A 22,490-nucleotide genomic window follows, 5' to 3' on the forward strand; every position below is an offset into this window, starting at 1 on the left:
CGCCTCATAAAAGAATAATCAACCAACATGGTATTTCACATGCGGCGAGAGGCGGGAACCTCTACTTAATTCAACCCAACTAGTATAACATAATTAATTATGTGAAGCACGCTTCTCTTCATCGTGCTCACTTTTAACAATCTGATTAATTAAAGTATCAAGCTGATCGAAAATAGCTCTTTGTTTATCGGACATCTTCGAAATACCAGTTGCACCATTGTACTGATTAATCATCTCATCAATCCAATTCTCAGTCTCAAATATACCAGTGGAAATCTTAGGATAGAGCAAGCTGGTCTGCATCCTTAAGTTTGCTGTGAGCATTTCACTAGCAACCGGATCATCAGCTCCCAGTTGTTGGTCTAATCGTTTTTTGAGACAAACGTAGCTATCCATCAATAGCAATTCTTTTAAATCAGATGGCGTAACCTGATAGATCTTCTTGTCGATCCAATAAAAATCAACTTTTTCATCAATCCGAAGTTTTTGAGCCGTTTCAATTAAGCTCGATCGAATCAAAGGGCTTATATAAGGATCTAGCAGCAAAAACTTGGCACCACTCCACCACTCATGTAGCGGTAATTTAAAAGAACTTTCAAAACGACTTCGTTGTTTAGCAAAACCACCATCAGACAAATGATAGAAAGACTGAGCTAACGTTTTTTGTGTCGCCGCCATTTGTGAACGCGACAAGGCTTCGTCACGCTCAACCTGTTCAAAAGCCTCATCATACCAACGAGGATCAGCAAAATTAACCATTTCACGGGCATAGATAAAATTCTGATTCTTCAACAAAATGTTCAGCGCTAATTTAAACAATTCTTTGCTGTTCAAGTAATCATCAATGAAATCTTCCAAATAAACATTTGCAAGACTATATTGCTGATCCTCATACAGAGTACCAACTAGAATTCGGTTAAGATCCAACTCTTGCTTTTGACTATAAGCCATTTCAAAATAATCAGCTGCTTGGTGAAAATTATTGTGATCAAACTCCAAGTGGCCTTGCTTAACTAATTCATCAAAAGACAATTGTTGTGAACTATCAGACATTCTCTTCAACATTTTGCTGTTTCTCAGCTAATTTTGCATTGATTTTTTCAAGCGTTTCCTTTTTCGGTCGAATTGATCGTGGTGTGGATTTAACCCTTGGTCTTGGCCGGCGGTTCTTAGGAGTCTCTTTTTTCTCATTTTTTTCTGCTACAACTTCTTTTTTAGAAGTAGATTCGGTTTTTTTCTTATTATTCGGTCGACGATTTTGATTAACTTCCATCACAACTGGCATAATTACAGGCCGACGTTTAGTCTTTTCATAGAAAAACTTTGCCATAGCATCTTTGACACCGGATTTCAAATCATTCCAATCAAAATCTTCACTGTTATCCAAATAAAGTTCGATCTGGTCCACCATGACCTTGGCCGATTCATGAATCAGTTCACGATTCGTTTTGACAAAAATAAAGCCGCGCGTCGTAATTCTTGGCGCAGCGACGACCTTCTTTTTCTTACGGTCAATTGTTGCAGCCGCGATCACAACGCCATCCTCAGAAAGCATTTTACGATCACGCAGTACAATGTTGCCAACATCAGTATTACCGGAACCATCAATCATCGTGTCATCAACTTCGAAAGAATCTTCTAACTTAAAACTATTATTTTCTGAATTAAATTTGTATTGATCACCCTTCATAGACAAGAAAATATGGTCTTTAGCCAGACCAACCTCTTGCGCCAGATAATCAGCTACGGAGAAAACACGATACTCACCAGAAACCGGGAAAAAGTAATTCGGTTTCATAAAATTAAGCATGAACTGTAAATCATTTTGGCTGGCATGACCCGAGGAACGCAAATTATCTTTGATCGAAATAACGTTAGCACCGCGACGGAAAATTAAATCACGTGTCTTGGCCATGATCGATTCGCTAGAAATAGATGGTGTGGTGGCAATAAAAATCAAATCGTTTTCATTAAAGGAAACGTATCGGTCATCACCGCTTGCCATCCTCTGCAAATCACGGATCGGTTCGCCCATTTTACCAGTTTCAAGAATCGTCAGTTTATTAGCTTCAATTGATTTTACATTTTTAATGTTCGTAAATAATTTATTGTAACTGGCAGGTAGAATCAGGCGGTTTGAATCCAAAGCCGTTTTAACCACTTGTTCCAAATCATTACCAGAAATAGCGATTTTTCGTCCAGTTTGAAAAGCTGCATTAATAACTTCTTGAATTCTCTGAATATTAGAAGCCACTGTTGCAACAATAATTCGGTGATCAGCATTTTCACGAAAAGTTTGAAAAACAAACTCATCAATTGCAGATTCATTGACCGACTCGCCAGGCGTTTCCACACCATTAACATCAGCCAGTAAAGCTAATACACCTCGCTGACCAATCTGAGTGAGACGCGCGTAATCGGTCTTGTATGTTTCCTTAGCTGTATTGTCAAATTTAAAGTCCCCGGTATAGACAATTTGACCATACTCGGTTTCCAAAACAATACCAATAGAATCTGGAATTGAATGTGTTGTACTGAAAAACGAAACTTTTGTCTTACCAAACTCAACAACTGAATCTGCTGTCACAACATTGTAATCATTAAAATCCGACAGAGATTCGCGTCTAGCAACTTGCTGTTTGGCTAGATCAATCGTCAATTCCGTGCCAAATACAGGTACACGCAAAGCCTCGAGCAGATAAGGAAGTGCCCCGATCGAATCAGCATGTCCATGTGTCAAAAAGACACCTACGACTTGGTCGGCATGGTCAACCAAATAATTAAAGTCAGGAACGACAACGTCGACTCCTAAAAGATCCGTTTCTGGATACTTCAGTCCAGCATCCAATATATAAATTTCGTCGTTAATTGTAACGGCATACATGTTTTTTCCGTTTTCCCGGACGCCACCAAATGGGATGATGGACAGAGCAGTTTTTACCATGAAATATTACCTCTTTGTTATTTTAAAAAATTTGAAAATTTTCCTGGACGCGTAGACGTTAGTCCAAAATGGATTCAATACAGTAAGTTTAACATTTTTTCGAAACATAAAAAGCCCTAGAACAAAAATCAAAGCTGAAAAAACTAAATTATTTTGCTACAATATAAGAGCTGTGTTTACACAGTGATCCTTTTGCTTAGTTATTCGCGAATTTGCCTTTACGAATTGCCCGGTAACTGGAAAATTTGAGGAGGTATACATGGCTTTAACTCAAGAAGCAAAGAACCAGATTATTAAAGAATACGCTCGCCACAGTGGCGATACTGGTTCTGTAGAAGTTCAAGTGGCTGTTTTGACTGCTGATATTAACGAACTGAATAACCATATGAGCGAAAACAAACATGATTTTTCTTCACAGCGTGGCTTGATGAAGAAAATCGGTCATCGTCGTAACTTACTGCGTTACTTGCGTGACAATGATGTCGCTCGTTATCGTGAACTTATTTCGAAGCTCGGACTTCGTCGTTAATATTTTAGGAGGAAAAAATGCCAATTATTGAATCTTCAATTCAACGCGATCGCTTGAATAAAGTTGAACGTGCTATACGTGTGCCACAAATCAGTGCCTACCGTACGGCTATCAAAAACTTTGAGAAAGCTGCTGCTGCCGGTGCTGATAATCTCGACAGATTATATAGTAAGACAAGCGCTGCCGTTGATAAAGCGCAAAGCAAGAATTTAATCAAAAAGAACAAGGCTTCCCGTGACAAGGCTCGTCTTTATCTTTTGCTTAAATCTGCCAGCGCTAAGTAATTATTATTTTAATTAATAATAAAACCCGATTCACAATGAATCGGGTTTTATTGTGTTCTCATTTATCTGATTTTGCTTTTCTTCTGGCTCGAGAAGCTGTTCTTTGGCTTACCTTTTTGTCCTTGATTTGTTTAAATCTGATCGCACCTTGGATTTGTCGCCGATAACCCGGTTTCACATGAGCTTTTTTCTTCTTAACAAGACCAATTAGTTCTGGATCAAGCTGTTTTTGAGAAGCATGTCGATGGCTGCGCTGATTGCGATCCTTAACATCAATTAATTGGTGGTCCTTTAATTGTTTTGGCTGAAACTTAATACCCAGCTGTTCCAATTGCTCAACTTTATCCTCTTCATCGGGGCCATAAAGTGTAATAGCAGTCCCAGACAAACCATTTCTTCCGGTCCGGCCAACTCGATGGATAAAAAACTCTAAATCAACCGGGATATCATCATTAATAACTTCGGAAACGCCTTCAATATCTAAGCCACGAGAAGCCAGATCACTAGCAACAACATACTGAAACTCTTGATTTTTAATACGTCTCATCGTACGACGACGTTCTCTTGGCTCGATACCACCATGAACCTCAGCAACCTTCAAACCTTGAGCAGTCAAAAACTTAGCAATTTCATGTACACGTTCTTTCGTGTTGGCAAAGACCAAACTTAAGTAAGTCTCGCCACGCGTCAATAGATCATAAATAACTTCATTTTTGTTTTTGGACTTAGTTGCTAACAAGTAATTGTCAATCGTATCAGCAACAACTGTTGAAACTGGAATTTCTTCGATCAGTGGTTCTTTCATGTACTTCTTCAAAAAAGGTGTTAATTTATCTGGAATCGTCGCCGAAAAAACCAGCATTTGCAAATCCGATGGCATAGCGCTTGCAATTATATTAACATCAGTCAAAAAGCCCATATCCAAAGCCATATCAGCTTCGTCAACCACGAAAAACTTATTGTGATTGACCAGTAACAAATTCTGACCCAAAAAGTCTTTCAACCGGCCTGGAGTACCAATAACCACTTGCGGTTGATTCTTTTCAAGCTGCTTCGTTTGTTTATGACGATCAGTGCCGCCAACGTAATTTGCAATTCTTAAATTACTAAAGTTTTTATCAATTTCTGAAAGGCTTTTTTGAAAATCACGAAAAGCCTCGTAAAGTTGTTCAGCTAATTCTCTAGATGGCGATGTAATAACGGCTTGGACCTCATTGACCGAAGGATCCAAAGCATTGAAAATGGCTAACAAAAAAACATGTGTTTTACCAGATCCCGTCTGTGATTGACCAACGACATCTCGACCAGCGATCACTGCCGGAATCAAACGCTGCTGAATTTTGGTCGGCTTAACAAAGCCAATGCCATCTATCGCTTTTATAATATTTGCTTTTAAATTAAATTGTCCAAATTGGTTTGTCATTTATTTAGTTAATCAATGAGCCCTTTGCCTCATTCGTCTCTTTTTTACGACTAATTCCCGTTTAACGAAGCTGTTTAGGCGATGTTTTTTAAACTTGAAAAATAATTCAATAGGATCAAAATTGAATTTAAAACGATTTTTAGTTCCGCCTAATCAGTCTAACAGTTCGAGCACACAATTGTCCTAAACTGCAGACGAAAAAACTCATTCCATCGAAAATGACTGCTTTTTAAATGCTTCAGTTGATGTTTTCAACTCTTTCACAATTTGGTCAATTTCCGCAAGATCTTTCGCCTTGGCACCACTAGCCATATCGTGTCCACCACCGTTATGTAATTTAGCGATCTCATTAACATTCGGTCCTTTGGAACGTAAACGAACTCGAAAACTGCCATCGTCGTTTTCAATAAAATTGGCCCAAGCAGTTACTTCTTTAATAGCACCAAACATACCAACAATAAAATTCGTTCCCTCGCTGCCAAGATGGGCTGCTTCAATTTCCGCTCGTGTCAAAGTGATCCAGCCGACAGCATCTTCAACTTTCATTTCGCCATAAACAACAGCAGAAAAACGTGCCTGTACCAAACTGATCGAAGACATTCTCCGATTGATTTTCTCAAAATCAATTGCAAAACGGTATAGTTTGCTAGCAGCAATTAAGGTTTCCGGTGTTGACGCATACATAAAGCGGCCCGTATCACCTACTAAGCCAATATATAAATCACGAGCTGAATCCTGCGTTAATTGAAGCGGCAGATTGGTGTCTAAGAAAAAAGTCACCATTTCTGAACAGGATGAGCGAGTAGGTTCGACCCACATTAAATCACCGTAGGGTTCATCATTGGGATGGTGGTCAATTTTGATCAAGGCATCCCCTTTATTAAAACGATCATCGTCGATTCGAACAGAATTTGCCGTATCGATCACAATTACCAAGGCATTATCATAAATTGAGTCAGCGACTTTGTCCATGCTGCCAACCCAAGTTAGCCCGGTTATTTCTTTGCCAACAGCATAAACATTTTTTTCTGGGAAAGCTGCTTGAAGACCGGCTTTTAGGCCAAGCTGCGAACCAATAGCATCCGGGTCCGGCCGCTGATGGCGATGAATAATAATTGTTTGATATTTCTCAATTTGTCTTAAAATTTTCTCTTGAATATCCATGCTTCTAGTCTATCCGAACTAGAAAACAAATTCTTGATCAACTGTAGGCAAAAAGCCAACACCCGTAGCTAATTGATCAATAAATTTTTGCGGATCGGCTTGAATACTTGGATTTGTATTGTAGTGAGTGGGAATCACACGTTTGGCCTGAAGAAAATCAGCTGCCACCAGTGCATCATCAGCGTCCATCGTAAAGTGACCGCCAATGCAGATCAAAGCTAAATCTACTGGCCGCTTCCTAGCAACTAACTTAAGATCGGAAAACAAACAAGTATCACCTGTATCATAAATTAACTTATTCTCAACCGTGATCGCCATGCCTGAAGCAACACCAAGCGGCATCAATCGACCATCAACAACGCTAGCATCGGTATGCCAAGCCGGAAACAGTTTTACGGAAAAATCGTCCGCGTAAAATGTGCCGCCAAAATTAATACCTTCTGCATGGCAATCATGAGCTTCGGGCAAAGAATGATTAATATATTCAGCAAAATCTGTCTGGGTCACGATCGTTGCATGAGTGCGTCGGGCAATATCAAAACCGTCTCCCACATGATCACCGTGAACATGTGTCAGCAAGATATAGTCAGCTTTTAAGTCATTCGGATCAACCTTCGTATGTTTGTTGCCTGTCAAAAAAGGATCAACTAATATGGCAGACTTGCCGGATACAATTCTAAAAGCACTGTGACCAAAATAAGTGATTTTCATTTTCGTTTATCTCCTAAAATAAAAAACAGCTCAAACCGGCTGTTTTACTTTGATTCTTTTTTATCGTCTTTATCATCCGCAGGACCGGTAATTTTGTCAGCTGTTTTGGTACTTTCTGCTGGAGATATTTTAGCAATTGCCCGCTGATCGAAAGTCAGAAAAACGCCTTCTACATCCAATGTCACAATTTTCTTTTCACTATCGATCGAATCAACAACACCGTGCAAACCACCAATTGTGACTACTTTGGCCCCTTTAACCAATTCTGTATGCATTTTCTCTTGCTGGGCTGCATTTTGTTTACGGCGTCTAGAAGACCACCAAAACATACCACCAATCAAAACAGCATAGATTAAGACCATCGGTACCCAAGAACTCGAGTTACTTTTTGCGGCCGCTATAATTAAGTTATTGAACATAAAATCCTCCAATTTACTATTCTATCAAAGCTTAGTTAGAAAAGACGAGCATTTGGTCTATTGTATCCATATTCTTCAAGAACCTTTTCTCTAAGATCCAAAAGCTGATCATTTTCAATCGCCGTACGCATATCTTCCATGAGTTTTAGCAGATAACGAAGATTGTGAATGGAAGCCAAATTATAAGCTAACAATTCATTTGTGTTAAAAAGATGATGCAGGTAAGCTTTAGTGAAATGAGTTGAGGCATAATCGTCGAGATCTTCGTCAAGCTGACTAAAGTCCTCTTTATACTTATGATTTGTAATCACGATCCGGCCAAATCTGGTCATCAAACTGCCTTTGCGGGCAATACGCGTTGGCAAAACGCAATCAAACATATCAATGCCGCGAATCACAGAATCAAACAGCGAATCCGGTGCACCGACACCCATCAAGTAACGCGGCTTGTTTTCCGGCAGCCATTGCGTCGTGAAATCCAAAACACGATTCATTTCAGCTTTGGATTCGCCAACCGATAAGCCACCGATCGCATAACCTGGCAGTCCTAACGAAACTAAATCTTTAGCGGAGTTCTCTCGAATTTTTTTAAAACCAGCACCTTGAACGATACCAAAAAGTGCTTGGCTATCTGTTTTTTTATGTGCTTTAAGTGCTCGTTGTGCCCAACGTGCTGAACGCTCAGTTGATTGCTTAATGTAATCATAACTTTCGAAATACGGAACTGCTTCATCTAACTGCATCATAATATCAGCACCCAGATTATTCTGAATTTTCATGGCCACTTCAGGTGACAAAAACATCGTCGAACCATCAATATTGTTCTTAAAAGTGACCCCCTTTTCCGTAATTGATCGAGAATCAGCTAAACTAAAGACCTGAAAACCTCCGGAATCAGTTAAAATCGCTTGATCCCAATCCATAAATTTATGCAGGCCGCCAGCTTTTGCGATCAAATCATCTCCAGGACGAATCCATAAATGATAGGTGTTTCCCAAAATAAACTGGGAACCAATTTCTTTTAATTCGCGCGGCTGCACGGATTTAACGGTTGCTTGTGTGCCAACTGGCATAAACATAGGTGTTTGCCAGTCGCCATGAGGCGTATGAATCACACCGCGGCGTGCGCCGGTGTGCTTGTCAACATGTAATAGCTCGTAAGTTACGGGTAATTTGGTCATAAATATCATTGTAAAACAAAAATTAGTCAACTAGATGGATTCAATTACTCAAATAATTTCGTTTTCTCATTGATCGATCTGGCACTGGTTTTTAATTTAGCTGTTTCCGCTCGATTTAAAGGCAGATGTATTTCACGGACGATCCCCTCTCGGCCGATGATCGCAGGTAAAGAAATATAGCAGCCTAATTTGTCATTATAACGAGAAACGATCGCTTCTCCATGGCTATCAGTTAAAATCATATCGATCAAAACCGCAGCAGCACTTGCGATCGCGATATTCGTGTAACCTTTGCCATCGATCACATCAAAGGCTGCCCGCTTAGTGGCTTGCTCTAGATCAGTCACATCAATGTCGCGCTCTTCGGCTATTTTTAAAATAGGCTGCTCTAAAACCTTGATCGAAGACCAGGCTGGAAACTGCGAATCGCCATGTTCACCTACCACAAAACCCGAAACTGCTCGCGGATCAACATCAAAACGTTCGCCAATTTCCCGCTTTAATCTAGATGTATCTAAGTATGTACCTGTACCAAAAACTTGCGTTTTTGAAAGACCCAATGTTTTTTGATAAACGCTCGTGATCACATCCACAGGATTTGTGATCGTTAAAAAAACACCATTGAATTTAGCCGCTTTAAGCTGGTTAGCCATAGTTTGAATCTGTTCAAGATTAAATTTCAATTCAGCAAAACGATCACCGGTTTTAGCAGTCAAGTTCACATTCCCAAAGGTACTAACGACAATATCAGCATCGCTAAGATCGCGATAACTGCCAGCTAAAATTTTTGTATGGTGAGTCAAAAAAGACTGGGCATCTCTAAAGTCCAGACTCTCTGCTGTTAAATGTTTTTGATTAACGTCCAATAAGACGATTTCATCAACCATACCGCGGTCGATAATAATGTGAGCCAAGGTCGATCCGACGTGGCCCATTCCGATAATTCCGATTTTGCGCATTTTTCGCCCTCACTTTGTAACACCTTAATTATAATTTACTGTTAAAAAACGGATCAAAAATATTCGCAGCATCCGCTTATTTTTAGAAACGTTTTCAATGGCAGTTTTTCAGCTTGTCTATTTATAATAGAGTGGAACGTATTTGTTTGAGCAATTAAGGAGAATTCCGATGAAAGCAATTGAAATAAATAAATTTGGCGATGTTGACGTTTTTTATGAAACTGAAAAAACGCCTGGTGATTTAAAATCACACGAGCTTTTAATTAAAAATTATGCCACTGCTATCGACCCCTATGATGTGAAATATCGAGCTGGCGCCTTTGACGGAGCAGATAAATTGCCAACAGTCCTTGGATCAAGTGTGGCCGGCATCGTTGAAGCGATCGGTTCGGAGGTCACTCAATTTACTATCGGCGACCGCGTAGCAGCCAGCACCCATCTTCAAAGCTACGCTAGGCAAGTAATTGCTTTAGAAAAACAGTTAGCTTTGATTCCTGATAATGTTACTTTTGTACAGGCAGCCGGTGTCGCTCTTGGCTACCAAACCGGCTATCAAGGCATCACTAAAGAACTTGACCTGCAAAAAGGACAGTCCATTTTGATTCATGGCGGCAGTGGCTCGGTCGGTTTTGCCGCTATTCAAGCAGCTAAAAATAGTGGTGCAACAAAGATTTATGCAACAGCCAGTGACAAAGGCAAAGCATTTTTAACCGAATTCGACCCAAAAATCATAGTGTTTGATTACAAAAAAGACGATTTTACGAAAATAACAGAAAAAGTGGACGCTGTTTTGGATACGGTCGGTGGAAATACTCAAGAACAGTCCTTAAAAGTACTAAAAAGCAGCGGAAAACTTCGCTCAACAGTCAATTTAACTGATAACGTTAAGAATTCAGCCTTTGATGCAGCAAGCTATTACCTAGTTTCCGGCCAAACATTGTCACAACTTCTTTTGGATCTCAGCCGTAATCGCATCACAATCAAAATCGCACACATGATGAAATTTAACTTAGAAAATCTTAAAAAAAGCCATCAGCAATTTGAAACAGGTCATCCATTAGGAAAAATAATTTTAGAATTTTAAAAATTAACGGCCGATAATTTTTTCAGCTTGATCCCATAAATAATCCCAGAGTAGATCGGGATTTTTTTTGAAATCACTGAGAAAACTATCACCTTTTGCCGTGATGCGGCCCTCTTGTTTACCAGCGATGCCGACAATCGCAAAGTCTTTTTGGTCAATCAATTGTACGGTGAAATATTCGCCATCAAGCAAATCGTTGACGATCGCCTGCAAACCATCTTTTACAGACTGGCCGATCACTTGTTCTTCACTCACAGCAAAGCCGCGGTGTTTCATCAAAAGTACTCGATCTTGAACCGCCTGCATCGTTTCAGGAATTTTATCTTCACTCATAGGTTCATTTTAAGACATCGAAATTTAAAAAAACTCAATGTTTCTTCAAAAAATCAATTGTCACGGGTAATGCATCATCAGCATAGGCTAAGGCGTGCCGATCTCCTGGAAAAATAAGCGTGGAAACTTCGAGACCATTTTCAATATAGGCTGACTGCATTTTGTAAACTTCCTCGATCGGAGCCAATTCGGCAGCAGAATTAACTAATAAAATGCTCCCTGTTGCCGGTGTGATTTGATGCTGCAGCGTTGCTTGATCAACTTTAGATAAATCACCATTAAAAAGTCTTTCTAAAATCCATTTATAATAGGACGCCATCTTGCTGCCCTTATCCGGATCTGGATTGTCAGCTGCTTTGCGACCAGCAATTGCCGTATGCGTAGCTAGAAATCCTTTGAAATCGAATTGGCCAGACCAAGAAACAGTTGGAAATCCTGTTTCGATCGATAAAGAAACGCTGATATTTGCTCCCGATGAAGCACCAAACAGTGAGATATTTTTTTTGTTGAATTGATAATCACTATTGATCAAAAACGTTAAAGCTGAGCGAGTATCGTCCAGCTGGGTCGGATAAAGGTGCTTTTCATCTGCTAACCGATAATTCGTCGAAGCCACAGAAAATCCGGCCTGAAACAAGGCCTGAAAAACTTTCAGATCCTTTTCTTTATCACCCTGCCACCAGCCGCCGCCATGCACATAAAAAACCAAAGGGGCTGAAAAATCTTGTAAATAAAGATCAATTTTCTGTTTTGCATCTATGCCATAAGAAATATCAGAAATCTTTGTCATATGGTCATTCTAGCAGACTAAAATGTGAGTAGAGGTGCTTATGAAAATCACATTTTATTTGGTTCGCCACGGGCAAACATATTTCAATCGTTACAACAAATTACAGGGCTGGGGAAATTCTCCTTTAACCGAGAATGGTCTTGCGGATGCTAAACAAACCGGTGAAAAATTGAGTGATATTCATTTTTCAGCCGCTTATAGCTCCGATACAACACGAGCAATTGATACGGCTCAAATCATTCTTAATGAAAATACAAGTGATTTTCAGCCAAAACTAATTAGTTTGTTAAATTTTCGCGAACAATTTTACGGTTCTTTCGAGGGTTCTAATATGGATGTAGCTTGGCTGGACGCCGGCGCGCCTTACGGCTTAAAAAGCTACGCTGAGATCGTTGATAATTACGGTCTGCCTTCAACGAAGGATTTCTTAAAAGCCGCCGATCCTTGGCACGATGCAGAAAATGACGATGAATATTGGGCACGAATCGACGAAGGATTTGACAAATTATTCAAAAATACTGCCATTGCTGACAACTCAAATGTTTTACTTATTTCTCATGGCAATACGTTATTATCCTTAGCTGATCGCTATGGCGAAGACAAAATAAGCCTGCATGCTCGGCCGAAAAACGGGTCAGTCTCGAAACTGTTTTATGAAAATGGTCACTTCAGATTCCTCAGCTTTGATGATAAAAAAATTTGATCAGCGCTTTTTGAGCCAATCATAAATGGCCAACGCAATAATAAAGAGAATGATCAGGCCAATGCCATGCCAAATCAAATGGATCAATGAGAATAATAGGCCGATCACAAAAATCACGATCAAAATCGGTACTAAGGCTGCTGTGACACCAAACGAAATGAAGCCAAAGGCTGCGGCCAAAATCAGCAGCACGATAAATAGAAAAATTAAGGGCATCTTTACTCCTTGTCTCTTAATTTTACATTCTTTCTAAAAGTTATAAAAATTACAAATATATTACATATTTAAAAGCGCTTGACAATTTTTAATTCGCCGTGTAATCTAAAGGGCAACTCAAAGAGAGTACATGCGAAGTAATTGTTCACAAATGAATATGAATGCATCAATTATTTTGATCAGCGTCGTGTTGCTAATTACACAGTGACGACTGATTGATTTTGTCAGTCGTCGAAAGATGACTGGCTAGCATGGTTGAAGATTTTCAAACCCGTTCTAGTTAATTACAAACTAGAGCGGGTTTTTTGTTTCTAAAGGAGAAGAAATGACAGCAAACAGCAAACCGAATGCTGGGTCTGACGTATTTAATCAAGATCCGGCTTCGATGACAACACAAGAAAGAGATTCTGCCTATGCCCAAGCAATGTCGGCTGCAGCAAAATTTAAAACTGACCGTGCTCAGCCAGAAGAGCTGAGGCCGGGATCAGGTCCCTTGACACGTCCAGAAAAGAAAATGAAAATGTCCGACTGGGTCTACACAGTCAGTCAAGGTGTTTCAAACGCAATTTTGGTTATTCTGGGAATTTCAATTCTCTTGAATACAGCCGGAAATCTGCTCCATTGGGTACCTCTGCAAATGATCGGTATTTTGGGTCAGCATCTGTTAGCACCTGCTATCGGTGCCGGTATTGCTATTCAAATGCGTTCAACAACACTGACAACTTTCTCAGCTATGATCGCTGCAACTGTTGGTGCTAACTCAATCTATTTCACAGAGACAGCTTTAAAGGCAACCACAACCGCAACTGGCTGGGTCGCACCACAACTTGCCGGCGCAACTATCACCACTGTTGGCCAGCCGGTTTCAGCAGTTATCGGCGGACTTACTGCCGTCTTAGTTGGCAAGTGGATGACTGGCAAAACACCATTAGACATGTTTATCGTACCTTTCTGTGCAACGCTGGTTGGTGCGATCGTGGGGCTCGGTGCTGCAACGGTAACCACGCCATTTTTAACTTCTGTTTCAGAAGCGCTCGCAAACACAATGAAAGTTAATCCAGTTCTAGGTTCTGCAATCGTTTCATTTGCTTGGTTCTGGTTCTTAATGACACCCGCTTCATCGGCTGCTCTAGCCGTCGCTGTTGGTCTTGATCCAATGTCAGCTGGTGCTGCTCTAATCGGTTGTTGTGCTGCCTTTGCTGGTTTCACGGCCATGAGTTTCAATCAAAATAATCCTGGTGCCAATATCGCACAAGGGTTAGTAACGCCTAAGATTCAATTCCCAAATGTTATCAAGTCACCCTTAACAGCCCTCGGACCTATGGTTGCTGCAATGGTTATGTCATCACTCGCCGTTACAGTTGCTGGTTTCAAAGTACCTTCAGCACTTGGCGGACTTGGATTTTCCTCGCTCACTGCACCATTAAATGTTCTTTCAATGTCAAAAGACTCTGGCTTTTCATATGGTTGGGGCGGGCTTGGTATCATGATCGTCTTTGGACTTGTTGGACCAGCTGTTATTTCTTGGGCTTGGTATCGTTTCTTAAAGAGTGTTGGTAAAACACGTACGAACGATCTGCATCTTGATGTTGTTTAATTTAAAAAAAGTTTGATAATGATTTCAAAGGAGAGTTTAGTAAATGGTAAAAGCAAAAGCAGAAGATTTTGATTGGCCCAATTTAGGCTTTAATTATTTTGATTTACCCTACAGTTTTCATGCTGAGTATAAAGATGGTAAATGGGACGAGGGGCATTTAACAAGCAACTCGTCAGTCACAATGTCTGAAGCGGCTAACGTTCTGCATTATGGGCAGGAAGCCTTTGAAGGTTTGAAAGCTTATCGCCGGGAGGATGGCGGCGTCAATTTGTTCCGTCCTGATATGAATGCTAAACGCATGCACAATTCGGCTAAACGTTTACTCATGGCACCATTCCCAGAAAAAAGGTTCGTTGAGGCTGTTAAGGAAGTTGTTAAAGCAAACCAAGACTTCGTGCCGCCTTATGGTTCTGGCGCAACACTCTATATTCGACCATTTTTGATCGGCACCGGTGAAGTTATTGGGGTTCATCCGGCTGACAGTTTTCAGTTTCATATCTTAGTTACACCGGTCGGTCCTTATTATAAAGGTGGTATGAAACCAACAGCTTATGTCACGAGCCCTTACGATCGTGCAGCCCATGGCGGTACTGGCCAGTCTAAAGTCTCTGGCAACTATGCTTCTAGTCTGCTGCCGGGTTCGATTGCGCAAAAAGCAGGTTATTCTGATGTGGTCTATCTTGATCCAAGACTGCATGAAAATATCGAAGAACTTGGCGGTGCTAATTTCTTCGGTGTTACAAAAGATGGTCAATTTAAAACACCTAAGTCCCCTTCCATTCTACCTTCAATCACAAAAAAGTCTTTGCTGCAGATCGCTGACGACTTTGGCATGGATCCTGAAGAAACAACGATCAGTGTTTACGATCTGGACCAATTTGCTGAAGCCGGTGCGATGGGCACGGCTGCTGTTATTTCACCAGTCGGCTCCATTACCCATAATGGCAACAAACATGTATTCTTCAGCGAAACCAAAGTTGGACCCTACACACAAAAACTGTACGACCGCCTAAGCCGCATTCAAGATGGGGATGAAAAAGGTCCCGAAGGCTGGCAAGTTGACGTACCTTTGAAATAAAAAAATAAATTTGAACGCTTAACACAAATCATTTCTCAATGGAAATGATTTTATTTTATTTATTAGTTCGTTTTTATTGACATATCCTAACTATTGTCGTAATATTAATAAAAACAAAGAAAGGATAAATGATGTCAGAGACAACGAATGAATTAATGAAAGCAATCGGTGGTCTAGCTAAAAATCCTAATTTCTATTTAATGGTTGGGCCTAGGCATGGCGGACAGCGTAACCATCACCGAGGTCAAGCACGACTAATGCGTCTGCTTGATAAATATGATGGTTTGTCCGTTGGCGAAATTGCAGAGATTTTAGATGTTAGGCCTAGTTCGATCACAGGACTCGTTGATCGTTTGGAAGAAAATGACCTTGTAGATCGTATGCCTGATGCGGCGGATAAAAGAATTACTTTGATCAAGCTGACAAAAAAAGGCCACCAATTTTTGCAAAATAAAAAAGACGAAGCAGATGATCTTAGCGAAGAAGTATTTGCCGGCTTATCACAAGAAGAGCAAGAGACTTTATTAAACTTATTAAAACGTGTATCTAAGAATTTAGATGATGTTGATTTTGGCGACTACATTAGCAAAATGGTCAATGACTCAATCGGTCGTCACTTCAGATTCGATGATGGCGATATTCATATTAATTTATAAAAAATTTGGGAGAATGGGATAATGGCAAAAGTAGAAGATGGTGATTTTGAAGATATAGATGATGATTTTGATGATGATGATCTGAATAGTAAAATTGGCCGGCGAATTGATATCAAGTTTAGAAATTGGGCCAAGCATCATCCTGATCATGTCATTATTGACGGCAATCATGGACATAGCCACCGCTGGTATAGGCATATTACCGTTAACAACGATATGAATTTTTATGGTTTGGGCATCATGCTCAGTGCTGGTATTACCTGGTACACGACACACCAAGATGTTTGGACAACGATTTGGCATGGACTATTATCTTGGCTGTATTTCGGTTATTGGTTAGCCCAGCAGCTGCATTAAAAAAACGAGCTTTTAAAGCTCGTTTTTATTTGATCTTGGAAAATATTTTTAAAGTGCTACTAAACCACCAGCTGGGTTGCTCAGATCTGGTTTTTGAGCCTTAACGATAAGCTCTTCGTTGACAAAAGCCATGATACCAAGCTGGCTCATCTCACGACCATATCCAGAGGCTTTCACGCCGCCAAAAGGTAATTCTGGCAAGGAACTCATAAAGTTGTTGACAAAAACCATACCCGTTTCAATTTGTGAAGCAACTTTAGCACCACGATCCGGGTCACCGGAAAAGACAATACCACCTAAACCATAATGAGAGTCGTTGGCCAAATCAATGGCTTCTTGATCACTATGAACTTTATAAACTGAAGCAACTGGACCAAACATTTCCGTTGAGTAAGCCGGATTGCCCTTGCTAATATCCGTCAAAATGGTTGGCTGGAAGAACTGTCCTGGCAAATCAATCGGCTCATTACCATAATATAATGTTGCCCCGGCTTTAATAGCATCATCAACTTGCTGCTGAAGTTTTTCTTTAGCCCGCTTAGAGTTCATCGGTGCTAGTGTGGTCGAGGCATCCATCGGATCACCGGCCTTAACTGCAGCGAATTTGTCTTTCAAACGAGTCAAAAATTCATCATAAAGACTATCGGCAACAATAAATCGTTTTGAAGAAGTGCAGACCTGCCCAGCATTATATAAGCGAGTCCGCCAAGCAATATCGGCAACTTGATCAATATCGGTGTCGTCCAACACGATAAAGGCATCTGTACCGCCTAATTCCATCGTATTCTTTTTCAAGTTTTCGCCTGCAGCCTTAGCGATCGCACGGCCACCGCGTTCAGAACCTGTTAAAGCAACACCTTGCACACGCGGATCAGCCACAATGGCAGATGCTTGATCATAATTTAAGAATAAGTTTGTGAAACTGCCTTCAGGTGCGCCGGCTTCTAGTACTATTTTGCCAAACACATCCGAAGAACCTGGTGTATTTGAAGGTCCCTTTAAGACCATTGGATTCCCGACAATAAAGTTGGGTGCAAAAACCCGCATGATCTGATAATAAGGAAAATTCCAAGGTTCAACCGCAAAAATAACACCAGTTGAATGTTTCAAAACCTCTGCTTCACCAGTAGCGATCGTTTTGAGAGTTGTTGGTTTCAGCATCTCGGCACCATGATCTGCAAAATAGTCAGCGATCAAAGCACACAACTCAACTTCGCCTTTAGCTTCTTTGAACAGTTTGCCCATGTCTTTAACTGCGATCGTGGCTAATTCGTCTTCACGTTCGCGAAACAAGCTAGCAATTTTGTGCAGAATATCAATGCGCTGATCAAGCGGCCCATTACGCCATTTTTTATAAAGCTCATGACCTGTTGATAAAGCTTTTTCAATATCTGCTTGATCTGAAAAATCATACGTTTTAATTGTCTCGTTTGTATAGGGACTAATTGTTTGATATGCCATTCATTTCTCCTCGCTTGATTAAAGATCGACGCTATTATCTTTGATCACCTTTATTTTAATGAAAGCGCATTCTCTAAGCAAATATGTGAAATTAATATAAAAAGACTCATTTTATCGCGCCTCTTTGATAATGCCGGTATTCTGCCAAAGCTGCCAAACCTGTTCTGAATTAAATGCTTGGGCTGTTTGATAGGCACCGATCGAAAGTGTTTTCCATACGGCAGGATCCTTAAGAATCTTAATAACAGATTCAGCTAATTCTGCAAAATTGCCATTTTTGATCAGATAGCCGTTTTGACCGTTTCTAATAAAAGTTCTTGGCCCGTAATTCACATCATAAACGACAGCAGGCAGTCCGTGAGACATCGCTTCCAACACAGACATGCTGAAACCCTCGCCAGTCGAACTTTGGAGGACAATTTCAGCTCGATTCAAAACTTGATCGCGCGCTTGGCCTGTTACATAATCATGAAATAAGATACTGTTTTCCAAATCGGCATCCCTGATCTGTTTTTTTAATTTAGCCAAAAATTCCGCAGAACTTGGATAGCCACAAAATTCTAAGATCGTATCCGGAATGGCGTCTTTAACGATACTAAAAGCTCGAATTGCCTGCTCTGGTCGTTTTTCCTCTGATAAGCGGCCAAAGTACAAGACCCGATGCAGAATCTTCGGAGAAACGCTTTTTTGTGTTTGGCCAATAAAAGTATCCGGTGCTTGATAAAAAGTGATTTTCGGAAATCGTCTGCTTAAATCTCGTTTTTGATCAATCGTTGGCAAAATCACACCATCAAAAGCAGCTGCATAAGTTTTGAATAAGGGCTCTAAAACCGGCATTAATTTGCCGTGAATCGGATTGCTTGCATCAACCGTATGAACGTCATGCAAGTACTGAAACTTTTTCGCTGCACCGCTTGTTCGGGCAATTAATTCAGCCATATTCGGTCGATCATTAATGATCGTTGAACCAGGCTGTTGTGCTAATAATTCGTTCATGAAAAAAACGAACAAGTCGTTTTCGCTATCAAACCGCCAATTCCCGCCTCGATAATTGAAAAGCTTATACATCGTCGGAAATAACTTGCCGCTAATATTCATACGAATAATTTCCAGCATCAGATCACCCATCGGACTATAAAAACGCTGTACTGACGGCTGACCATCAGGATGATAATATTGCGTTGATGATTTAAAACCTCGCCAGTCCCAATAATCAGTAGCTGTGGTATTGCCAAAACTGTCGTAATAATCAATATTGCCGACCAAACCAACTGAGAGCGGTGCAATATTAACACGCGCCAATGTTCTGCCTTGGTATTTAATCAGCGAATAATTCGGATCGACTCCTTGAAGCTGATAATCACGTTTAGGAATCACAGACGTAAAACGCACATTCATTTTCTTGCGAGGCAGGTGAACGGCTTTTTGAAAATAGTCATACATATTCAAAACTTCGTCATCAGTCAAGGCTAGTTGTTTAGCGCCTTGGTGCAGATTATTGTTATAGTTCCGGGTCACATAGACGGCTTTTTGACCATGCAGGTTGAAAAGCCGCGTTCGCTTAGCCTGAGAAAATTCAGTGCCGGAATTGAAGGAAAAAATGTTTTCCGATGTGAAATAAAACATCAAAGCGCCTCCCCGTTCTCAGCCAAACCAGCCAGGATCGGATCAGCATAGCACATCATTTTAGTCGACCAGCTCGATTGTGCGTCATCCAGCAGTGCCTGCCACGCTGTCCAAACATTTTGTTCTGAATAACGCCGTGATAGCTCATAAGCACGATCTGATTTTTGTTGCAGCTGATCAGGATGTGAAAAAAGATAAATCATCTTTTGTGCCAGCATGCGGTAGTCGCCATAAGGCACAATATAGCCATTTTCATCATCAACAACTAATTCATTTGGGCCATAATTCACGTCATATGTGAGACCGACATCCCCCTGAGAAAGTCCTTCCATCATAGACAAATTGAAGCCTTCCATGATCGAAGTGACAGCAAAAATCTGTGCTTGCTTTTCGACTTTGGCGACTTCTGTCGTGTAATCATGAACATTGACGACCTTCTCAAGTCCAAAATCGTGAACTGCCGTTTGAATATCGCGATAAGCTTTGAAATTGTCGGTCCCATCACGATAACCATACAAGTCCAAGCTAATGTCCGGAACTTCTTTTCTCGCGATACCGACTGCTTTGACTAATTCATTCAGACGTTTTTCGGGTGCGATCCTAGCCAAGGCCACCACTTTATGCGATTGACGATCTTTCATCAAAATATGCGCTTGATCAAACTGCTCCGAAGGAATCACACCAACTGGTATCGTAAACAGCTTGCAGGCAGGTTTAAAGCGAGCGGCAACGTCACGACTCTGCTTATGCGTTGCACTAATAATGGCGTCATAGCGATTGGCATTCCAAAGCACATATTCGTAATGGTTGTTTAAAACAGAATGCTGTTCATCATTAGGATCGCCGGCTTGAGAATTATGTAAGTGAATCACTGTATAAGCTGGTTTTTTAAGATTTTGAAGTGCCCAATCAGCTAGATGTGATCGATCGAGTATAAAAATATTCGGCTTCTGTTTATCGAAATAAGTTTCATTAATCAGATCTAGAAAATATTTCGTCAGTTCTTCAATTGTTTGAAAATTGTATACGGTGCCATTTTTTTCAATTAAACGCCAACCGGATTTTTCATACTTGCCGACAGCATCATTTTTATTAAAAGACTCTAGTACAACCCGGCCCGCTGGCGTTTGCCAAGACTCGGTACCGATTTTATTATCTTGTGTATACCACTGGATCAAAGAAACAAAGCCGCGAAAATCATAAAAATTAACTGCATACAAATTACCAAAACCGTCAAACATTTCTGTACTGGCAACACGTTTTTCTACTGATTCCTTGAAAAAATTGACCCGGGCCACTAATTGCTGCCGAATCTGGCCATCACTGCTCTTAATGGTACGAAAAGCCAGGGTACGATTATGTTCTGAGTCTTCTTCATATGAATCGATCGGGACACCAAAATCAATATCTTCAGCGTGAATGATCTGCTCGGAAACAGTCTCCGTTCCTTGGAAATAATCAAACATATTAATGATGTCATGATCATCTAATCCGGCATCAGCAATATTTTCATGCAGCAGTGGCGACCATTCTTGTAACAGAATTTTAAAAGGCTCACGATGATCACGAAACAAAGCGGCGCGTTTTAATTCAGCGTGTTCGATGCCGGACCTATTTTTCTGAATATTCGCATTAATAAAAAAAATCATGATGTTCCTTTCGCATTTCACCAAAGGAGCAGACAACTAATCAACTCAGTGCGGACTCTTCTGGTGACCTTTAAAACGCCTTAAGTTACATCCTAACATTGCGAATAAAATGACCATTAAAATAATCAGCCGCAGCAAATCAATAAGGCTGCCGCTGGGAATCAGCTAGGTAATTATGAAAAGTCTTTAAGGCGCGTTCGTGCTCGATCTGATCAATTTTTAAAAGTTTGCTGCCCTGCTTGCCTGCTTGAATAAATTTATAAATATCATCGTCGCGAAAACCGATCCTACTCGCATCTTTGGCACTATTACCATAATAAATATGTTTGATATTAGCCCAAATCGCAGCTGATAAACACATTGGACAGGGATAACAGCTGCTATATAAAACACAATCAGACAGATCATAAGTTCCTAAAATGGCACAAGCTTTTCGAATGGCCGTTATTTCTGCGTGAGCAGTGGGATCATTGTTTGCTAAAACCATATTGTGAGCAGCACAAATAATTTCTTCATTTCGAGTAACGACCGCTCCAAAAGGGCCGCCTTCTTTAAGAACGAGATTTTCATCAGCCTGCTCAATTGCCAGCCGCATATAAATGGCATTAGTCATACATTAATCCTATCAATCATATTCAAAATAGTTAGCCTTTAATGATTTCACCGTCTTTATAATTCTGGCTGTTTTCGATAATGCCGCTATCGGTAAAACGCAGCCATTTGCCATCTTTGACATCATCTTTAAAATGACCGATTTCAGATAGACGACCATTGTTTTTAAAGAACTGCCATTCTCCCTGCATGTGTATACCATCAAAAGGGCCGCGTGATCTGACATTGCCAGCCATATAATAAATCGTTCGAATGCCAGCGACATCCGTAAATTTAGCCTGTCCATTACGAAAATGATCGGAATCAGCCGCTAATGGTTGCTTGGCTGTCGAAGATTCAGCGGTAGCTTTCTTTTTAGCTGCAATGGCAGGTTTGCGGCTCTTTCGTTTTAATATGCCTGTAACAGGCATGCCCGCGGCTTTTTCATTTTTAATTGTTTTTTCTTCATCCATTTTTAAGTCCAGTTCTAATTGTTCGATCCTTATTCTCATAATAAAAACGGCTGTCTCCTGCTTTAGAAAAAATTTAAGCGATCGATCCAAGGCTCTCAATATCAAAAAATAATTTCTATGACTCGATAAAAGTATCTTTTAAGACAAATAATCTGACCTCAAAGCTGATATTTTCAAACAATATCAGCTTATGAAGTAAGACTAGCAAAAAAATTTACAAAAATAAAAATTTTCGTTATTTATGTCTGCCATCAAAATACCT

General features: G+C 40.4%; 24 protein-coding genes. 8 read left to right on the forward strand and 16 right to left on the reverse strand.

What is annotated here, in order from left to right; all coding sequences use genetic code 11:
* Window positions 1-93 precede the first annotated feature (93 nt).
* Window positions 94-1,053, reverse strand: coding sequence for a hypothetical protein (locus tag DLJ48_RS00670; protein ID WP_128684997.1), 960 nt, complete (start codon window positions 1,051-1,053; stop codon window positions 94-96).
* Window positions 1,046-2,944 carry a ribonuclease J gene (locus DLJ48_RS00675; protein WP_128684999.1) on the reverse strand — a complete coding sequence of 633 codons (1,899 nt, stop codon included), beginning with the start codon at window positions 2,942-2,944 and terminating at the stop codon, window positions 1,046-1,048. The genes DLJ48_RS00670 and DLJ48_RS00675 overlap by 8 nt, the downstream gene beginning before the upstream one ends.
* Window positions 2,945-3,203: 259 nt before the next feature.
* Here DLJ48_RS00675 and rpsO point away from each other — a divergent pair, with 259 nt between their 5' ends.
* Both rpsO and rpsT read left to right on the forward strand, forming a co-directional pair.
* Window positions 3,204-3,473 carry a 30S ribosomal protein S15 gene (rpsO, locus tag DLJ48_RS00680; RefSeq protein WP_128685001.1) on the forward strand — a complete coding sequence of 90 codons (270 nt, stop codon included), beginning with the start codon at window positions 3,204-3,206 and terminating at the stop codon, window positions 3,471-3,473.
* Window positions 3,474-3,490: 17 nt separating this feature from the next.
* The gene (gene rpsT, locus DLJ48_RS00685; RefSeq protein WP_128685003.1) at window positions 3,491-3,757 is read left to right on the forward strand and encodes a 30S ribosomal protein S20; all 267 of its coding nucleotides are present in this window, start codon (window positions 3,491-3,493) and stop codon (window positions 3,755-3,757) included.
* 58 nt (window positions 3,758-3,815) lie between these two features.
* On the opposite strand, the gene DLJ48_RS00690 is transcribed toward rpsT, so the two are convergent.
* From DLJ48_RS00690 to DLJ48_RS00715, 6 genes are all read right to left on the reverse strand, one after another.
* Window positions 3,816-5,180, reverse strand: coding sequence for a DEAD/DEAH box helicase (locus tag DLJ48_RS00690; RefSeq protein ID WP_128685005.1), 1,365 nt, complete (start codon window positions 5,178-5,180; stop codon window positions 3,816-3,818).
* A 204-nt stretch (window positions 5,181-5,384) separates the two neighbouring features.
* Window positions 5,385-6,344, reverse strand: coding sequence for a DHH family phosphoesterase (locus DLJ48_RS00695; RefSeq protein ID WP_128685007.1), 960 nt, complete (start codon window positions 6,342-6,344; stop codon window positions 5,385-5,387).
* Window positions 6,345-6,362: 18 nt separating this feature from the next.
* Window positions 6,363-7,055 carry a metal-dependent hydrolase gene (locus tag DLJ48_RS00700; RefSeq protein ID WP_128685009.1) on the reverse strand — a complete coding sequence of 231 codons (693 nt, stop codon included), beginning with the start codon at window positions 7,053-7,055 and terminating at the stop codon, window positions 6,363-6,365.
* A 44-nt stretch (window positions 7,056-7,099) separates the two neighbouring features.
* The gene (yajC, locus tag DLJ48_RS00705; protein ID WP_128685011.1) at window positions 7,100-7,474 is read right to left on the reverse strand and encodes a preprotein translocase subunit YajC; all 375 of its coding nucleotides are present in this window, start codon (window positions 7,472-7,474) and stop codon (window positions 7,100-7,102) included.
* A gap of 35 nt (window positions 7,475-7,509) precedes the next feature.
* Window positions 7,510-8,655, reverse strand: a complete 1,146-nt coding sequence (tgt, locus tag DLJ48_RS00710) for a tRNA guanosine(34) transglycosylase Tgt (protein ID WP_128685013.1) — start codon at window positions 8,653-8,655, stop codon at window positions 7,510-7,512.
* A 44-nt stretch (window positions 8,656-8,699) separates the two neighbouring features.
* The gene (locus tag DLJ48_RS00715; RefSeq protein ID WP_128685015.1) at window positions 8,700-9,614 is read right to left on the reverse strand and encodes a lactate/malate family dehydrogenase; all 915 of its coding nucleotides are present in this window, start codon (window positions 9,612-9,614) and stop codon (window positions 8,700-8,702) included.
* Window positions 9,615-9,783: 169 nt separating this feature from the next.
* Between DLJ48_RS00715 and DLJ48_RS00720 the strand changes: the two genes are divergently transcribed.
* A complete protein-coding gene (locus DLJ48_RS00720) occupies window positions 9,784-10,698 on the forward strand; it encodes an NADP-dependent oxidoreductase (RefSeq protein WP_128685017.1) in 915 nt (304 codons plus the stop codon).
* Window positions 10,699-10,701: 3 nt separating this feature from the next.
* Here DLJ48_RS00720 and DLJ48_RS00725 read toward each other — a convergent pair whose 3' ends face one another.
* Together DLJ48_RS00725 and DLJ48_RS00730 are read right to left on the reverse strand one after the other, a co-directional pair.
* Entirely contained in the window at window positions 10,702-11,031 is a 330-nt protein-coding gene (locus DLJ48_RS00725; RefSeq protein WP_128685019.1) for a hypothetical protein, read from the reverse strand.
* A 34-nt stretch (window positions 11,032-11,065) separates the two neighbouring features.
* Complete coding sequence (locus DLJ48_RS00730; protein ID WP_128685021.1) at window positions 11,066-11,821, reverse strand: alpha/beta hydrolase family protein; 756 nt, start codon at window positions 11,819-11,821, stop codon at window positions 11,066-11,068.
* 40 nt (window positions 11,822-11,861) lie between these two features.
* Here DLJ48_RS00730 and DLJ48_RS00735 point away from each other — a divergent pair, with 40 nt between their 5' ends.
* Entirely contained in the window at window positions 11,862-12,524 is a 663-nt protein-coding gene (locus tag DLJ48_RS00735) for a histidine phosphatase family protein (protein WP_128685023.1), read from the forward strand.
* Here DLJ48_RS00735 and DLJ48_RS00740 read toward each other — a convergent pair whose 3' ends face one another.
* Window positions 12,525-12,740: a hypothetical protein gene (locus DLJ48_RS00740; RefSeq protein WP_128685025.1), complete on the reverse strand. Its 216-nt coding sequence runs from the start codon at window positions 12,738-12,740 to the stop codon at window positions 12,525-12,527.
* Between the two features lie 325 nt (window positions 12,741-13,065).
* On the opposite strand from DLJ48_RS00740, the gene DLJ48_RS00745 reads away from it, so the two are divergent.
* The 4 genes from DLJ48_RS00745 (at window position 13,066) to DLJ48_RS00760 (ending at window position 16,428) form a co-directional block, all read left to right on the forward strand.
* Window positions 13,066-14,337, forward strand: a complete 1,272-nt coding sequence (locus DLJ48_RS00745) for a PTS sugar transporter subunit IIC (protein ID WP_128685027.1) — start codon at window positions 13,066-13,068, stop codon at window positions 14,335-14,337.
* Between the two features lie 43 nt (window positions 14,338-14,380).
* Window positions 14,381-15,415, forward strand: coding sequence for a branched-chain amino acid aminotransferase (locus tag DLJ48_RS00750; RefSeq protein WP_128685029.1), 1,035 nt, complete (start codon window positions 14,381-14,383; stop codon window positions 15,413-15,415).
* A gap of 131 nt (window positions 15,416-15,546) precedes the next feature.
* A complete protein-coding gene (locus DLJ48_RS00755; RefSeq protein ID WP_128687035.1) occupies window positions 15,547-16,071 on the forward strand; it encodes a MarR family winged helix-turn-helix transcriptional regulator in 525 nt (174 codons plus the stop codon).
* 21 nt (window positions 16,072-16,092) lie between these two features.
* Window positions 16,093-16,428 (forward strand): hypothetical protein, encoded by a 336-nt coding sequence (locus DLJ48_RS00760; RefSeq protein ID WP_128685031.1) that lies wholly within the window; start codon window positions 16,093-16,095, stop codon window positions 16,426-16,428.
* Between the two features lie 48 nt (window positions 16,429-16,476).
* Here DLJ48_RS00760 and DLJ48_RS00765 read toward each other — a convergent pair whose 3' ends face one another.
* From DLJ48_RS00765 to DLJ48_RS00785, 5 genes are all read right to left on the reverse strand, one after another.
* Entirely contained in the window at window positions 16,477-17,889 is a 1,413-nt protein-coding gene (locus tag DLJ48_RS00765; protein ID WP_128685032.1) for an NAD-dependent succinate-semialdehyde dehydrogenase, read from the reverse strand.
* Window positions 17,890-18,000: 111 nt separating this feature from the next.
* Window positions 18,001-19,515 carry a glycosyltransferase gene (locus DLJ48_RS00770; protein WP_243148611.1) on the reverse strand — a complete coding sequence of 505 codons (1,515 nt, stop codon included), beginning with the start codon at window positions 19,513-19,515 and terminating at the stop codon, window positions 18,001-18,003.
* Window positions 19,515-21,164, reverse strand: a complete 1,650-nt coding sequence (locus tag DLJ48_RS00775; protein ID WP_128685036.1) for a glycosyltransferase family 4 protein — start codon at window positions 21,162-21,164, stop codon at window positions 19,515-19,517. The genes DLJ48_RS00770 and DLJ48_RS00775 overlap by 1 nt, the downstream gene beginning before the upstream one ends.
* A 139-nt stretch (window positions 21,165-21,303) precedes the next feature.
* Window positions 21,304-21,759: a nucleoside deaminase gene (locus DLJ48_RS00780; protein ID WP_128687036.1), complete on the reverse strand. Its 456-nt coding sequence runs from the start codon at window positions 21,757-21,759 to the stop codon at window positions 21,304-21,306.
* 49 nt (window positions 21,760-21,808) lie between these two features.
* Entirely contained in the window at window positions 21,809-22,267 is a 459-nt protein-coding gene (locus tag DLJ48_RS00785; protein WP_243148613.1) for a toxin-antitoxin system YwqK family antitoxin, read from the reverse strand.
* Window positions 22,268-22,490 lie beyond the last annotated feature (223 nt).

This window comes from Oenococcus sicerae (genome assembly GCF_004102045.2).
Lineage (GTDB): Bacteria > Bacillota > Bacilli > Lactobacillales > Lactobacillaceae > Oenococcus > Oenococcus sicerae.

What these genes read in the sequence shown, in the direction of transcription:
- DLJ48_RS00670 (WP_128684997.1), bottom strand. Translation starts at nt 1,053, where the DNA reads ATGTCTGATAGTTCACAACAATTGTCTTTTGATGAATTAGTTAAGCAA.
- DLJ48_RS00675 (WP_128684999.1), bottom strand. Translation starts at nt 2,944, where the DNA reads ATGGTAAAAACTGCTCTGTCCATCATCCCATTTGGTGGCGTCCGGGAA.
- rpsO (WP_128685001.1), top strand. Translation starts at nt 3,204, where the DNA reads ATGGCTTTAACTCAAGAAGCAAAGAACCAGATTATTAAAGAATACGCT.
- rpsT (WP_128685003.1), top strand. Translation starts at nt 3,491, where the DNA reads ATGCCAATTATTGAATCTTCAATTCAACGCGATCGCTTGAATAAAGTT.
- DLJ48_RS00690 (WP_128685005.1), bottom strand. Translation starts at nt 5,180, where the DNA reads ATGACAAACCAATTTGGACAATTTAATTTAAAAGCAAATATTATAAAA.
- DLJ48_RS00695 (WP_128685007.1), bottom strand. Translation starts at nt 6,344, where the DNA reads ATGGATATTCAAGAGAAAATTTTAAGACAAATTGAGAAATATCAAACA.
- DLJ48_RS00700 (WP_128685009.1), bottom strand. Translation starts at nt 7,055, where the DNA reads ATGAAAATCACTTATTTTGGTCACAGTGCTTTTAGAATTGTATCCGGC.
- yajC (WP_128685011.1), bottom strand. Translation starts at nt 7,474, where the DNA reads ATGTTCAATAACTTAATTATAGCGGCCGCAAAAAGTAACTCGAGTTCT.
- tgt (WP_128685013.1), bottom strand. Translation starts at nt 8,655, where the DNA reads ATGACCAAATTACCCGTAACTTACGAGCTATTACATGTTGACAAGCAC.
- DLJ48_RS00715 (WP_128685015.1), bottom strand. Translation starts at nt 9,614, where the DNA reads ATGCGCAAAATCGGAATTATCGGAATGGGCCACGTCGGATCGACCTTG.
- DLJ48_RS00720 (WP_128685017.1), top strand. Translation starts at nt 9,784, where the DNA reads ATGAAAGCAATTGAAATAAATAAATTTGGCGATGTTGACGTTTTTTAT.
- DLJ48_RS00725 (WP_128685019.1), bottom strand. Translation starts at nt 11,031, where the DNA reads ATGAGTGAAGATAAAATTCCTGAAACGATGCAGGCGGTTCAAGATCGA.
- DLJ48_RS00730 (WP_128685021.1), bottom strand. Translation starts at nt 11,821, where the DNA reads ATGACAAAGATTTCTGATATTTCTTATGGCATAGATGCAAAACAGAAA.
- DLJ48_RS00735 (WP_128685023.1), top strand. Translation starts at nt 11,862, where the DNA reads ATGAAAATCACATTTTATTTGGTTCGCCACGGGCAAACATATTTCAAT.
- DLJ48_RS00740 (WP_128685025.1), bottom strand. Translation starts at nt 12,740, where the DNA reads ATGCCCTTAATTTTTCTATTTATCGTGCTGCTGATTTTGGCCGCAGCC.
- DLJ48_RS00745 (WP_128685027.1), top strand. Translation starts at nt 13,066, where the DNA reads ATGACAGCAAACAGCAAACCGAATGCTGGGTCTGACGTATTTAATCAA.
- DLJ48_RS00750 (WP_128685029.1), top strand. Translation starts at nt 14,381, where the DNA reads ATGGTAAAAGCAAAAGCAGAAGATTTTGATTGGCCCAATTTAGGCTTT.
- DLJ48_RS00755 (WP_128687035.1), top strand. Translation starts at nt 15,547, where the DNA reads ATGTCAGAGACAACGAATGAATTAATGAAAGCAATCGGTGGTCTAGCT.
- DLJ48_RS00760 (WP_128685031.1), top strand. Translation starts at nt 16,093, where the DNA reads ATGGCAAAAGTAGAAGATGGTGATTTTGAAGATATAGATGATGATTTT.
- DLJ48_RS00765 (WP_128685032.1), bottom strand. Translation starts at nt 17,889, where the DNA reads ATGGCATATCAAACAATTAGTCCCTATACAAACGAGACAATTAAAACG.
- DLJ48_RS00770 (WP_243148611.1), bottom strand. Translation starts at nt 19,515, where the DNA reads ATGTTTTATTTCACATCGGAAAACATTTTTTCCTTCAATTCCGGCACT.
- DLJ48_RS00775 (WP_128685036.1), bottom strand. Translation starts at nt 21,164, where the DNA reads ATGATTTTTTTTATTAATGCGAATATTCAGAAAAATAGGTCCGGCATC.
- DLJ48_RS00780 (WP_128687036.1), bottom strand. Translation starts at nt 21,759, where the DNA reads ATGCGGCTGGCAATTGAGCAGGCTGATGAAAATCTCGTTCTTAAAGAA.
- DLJ48_RS00785 (WP_243148613.1), bottom strand. Translation starts at nt 22,267, where the DNA reads ATGAGAATAAGGATCGAACAATTAGAACTGGACTTAAAAATGGATGAA.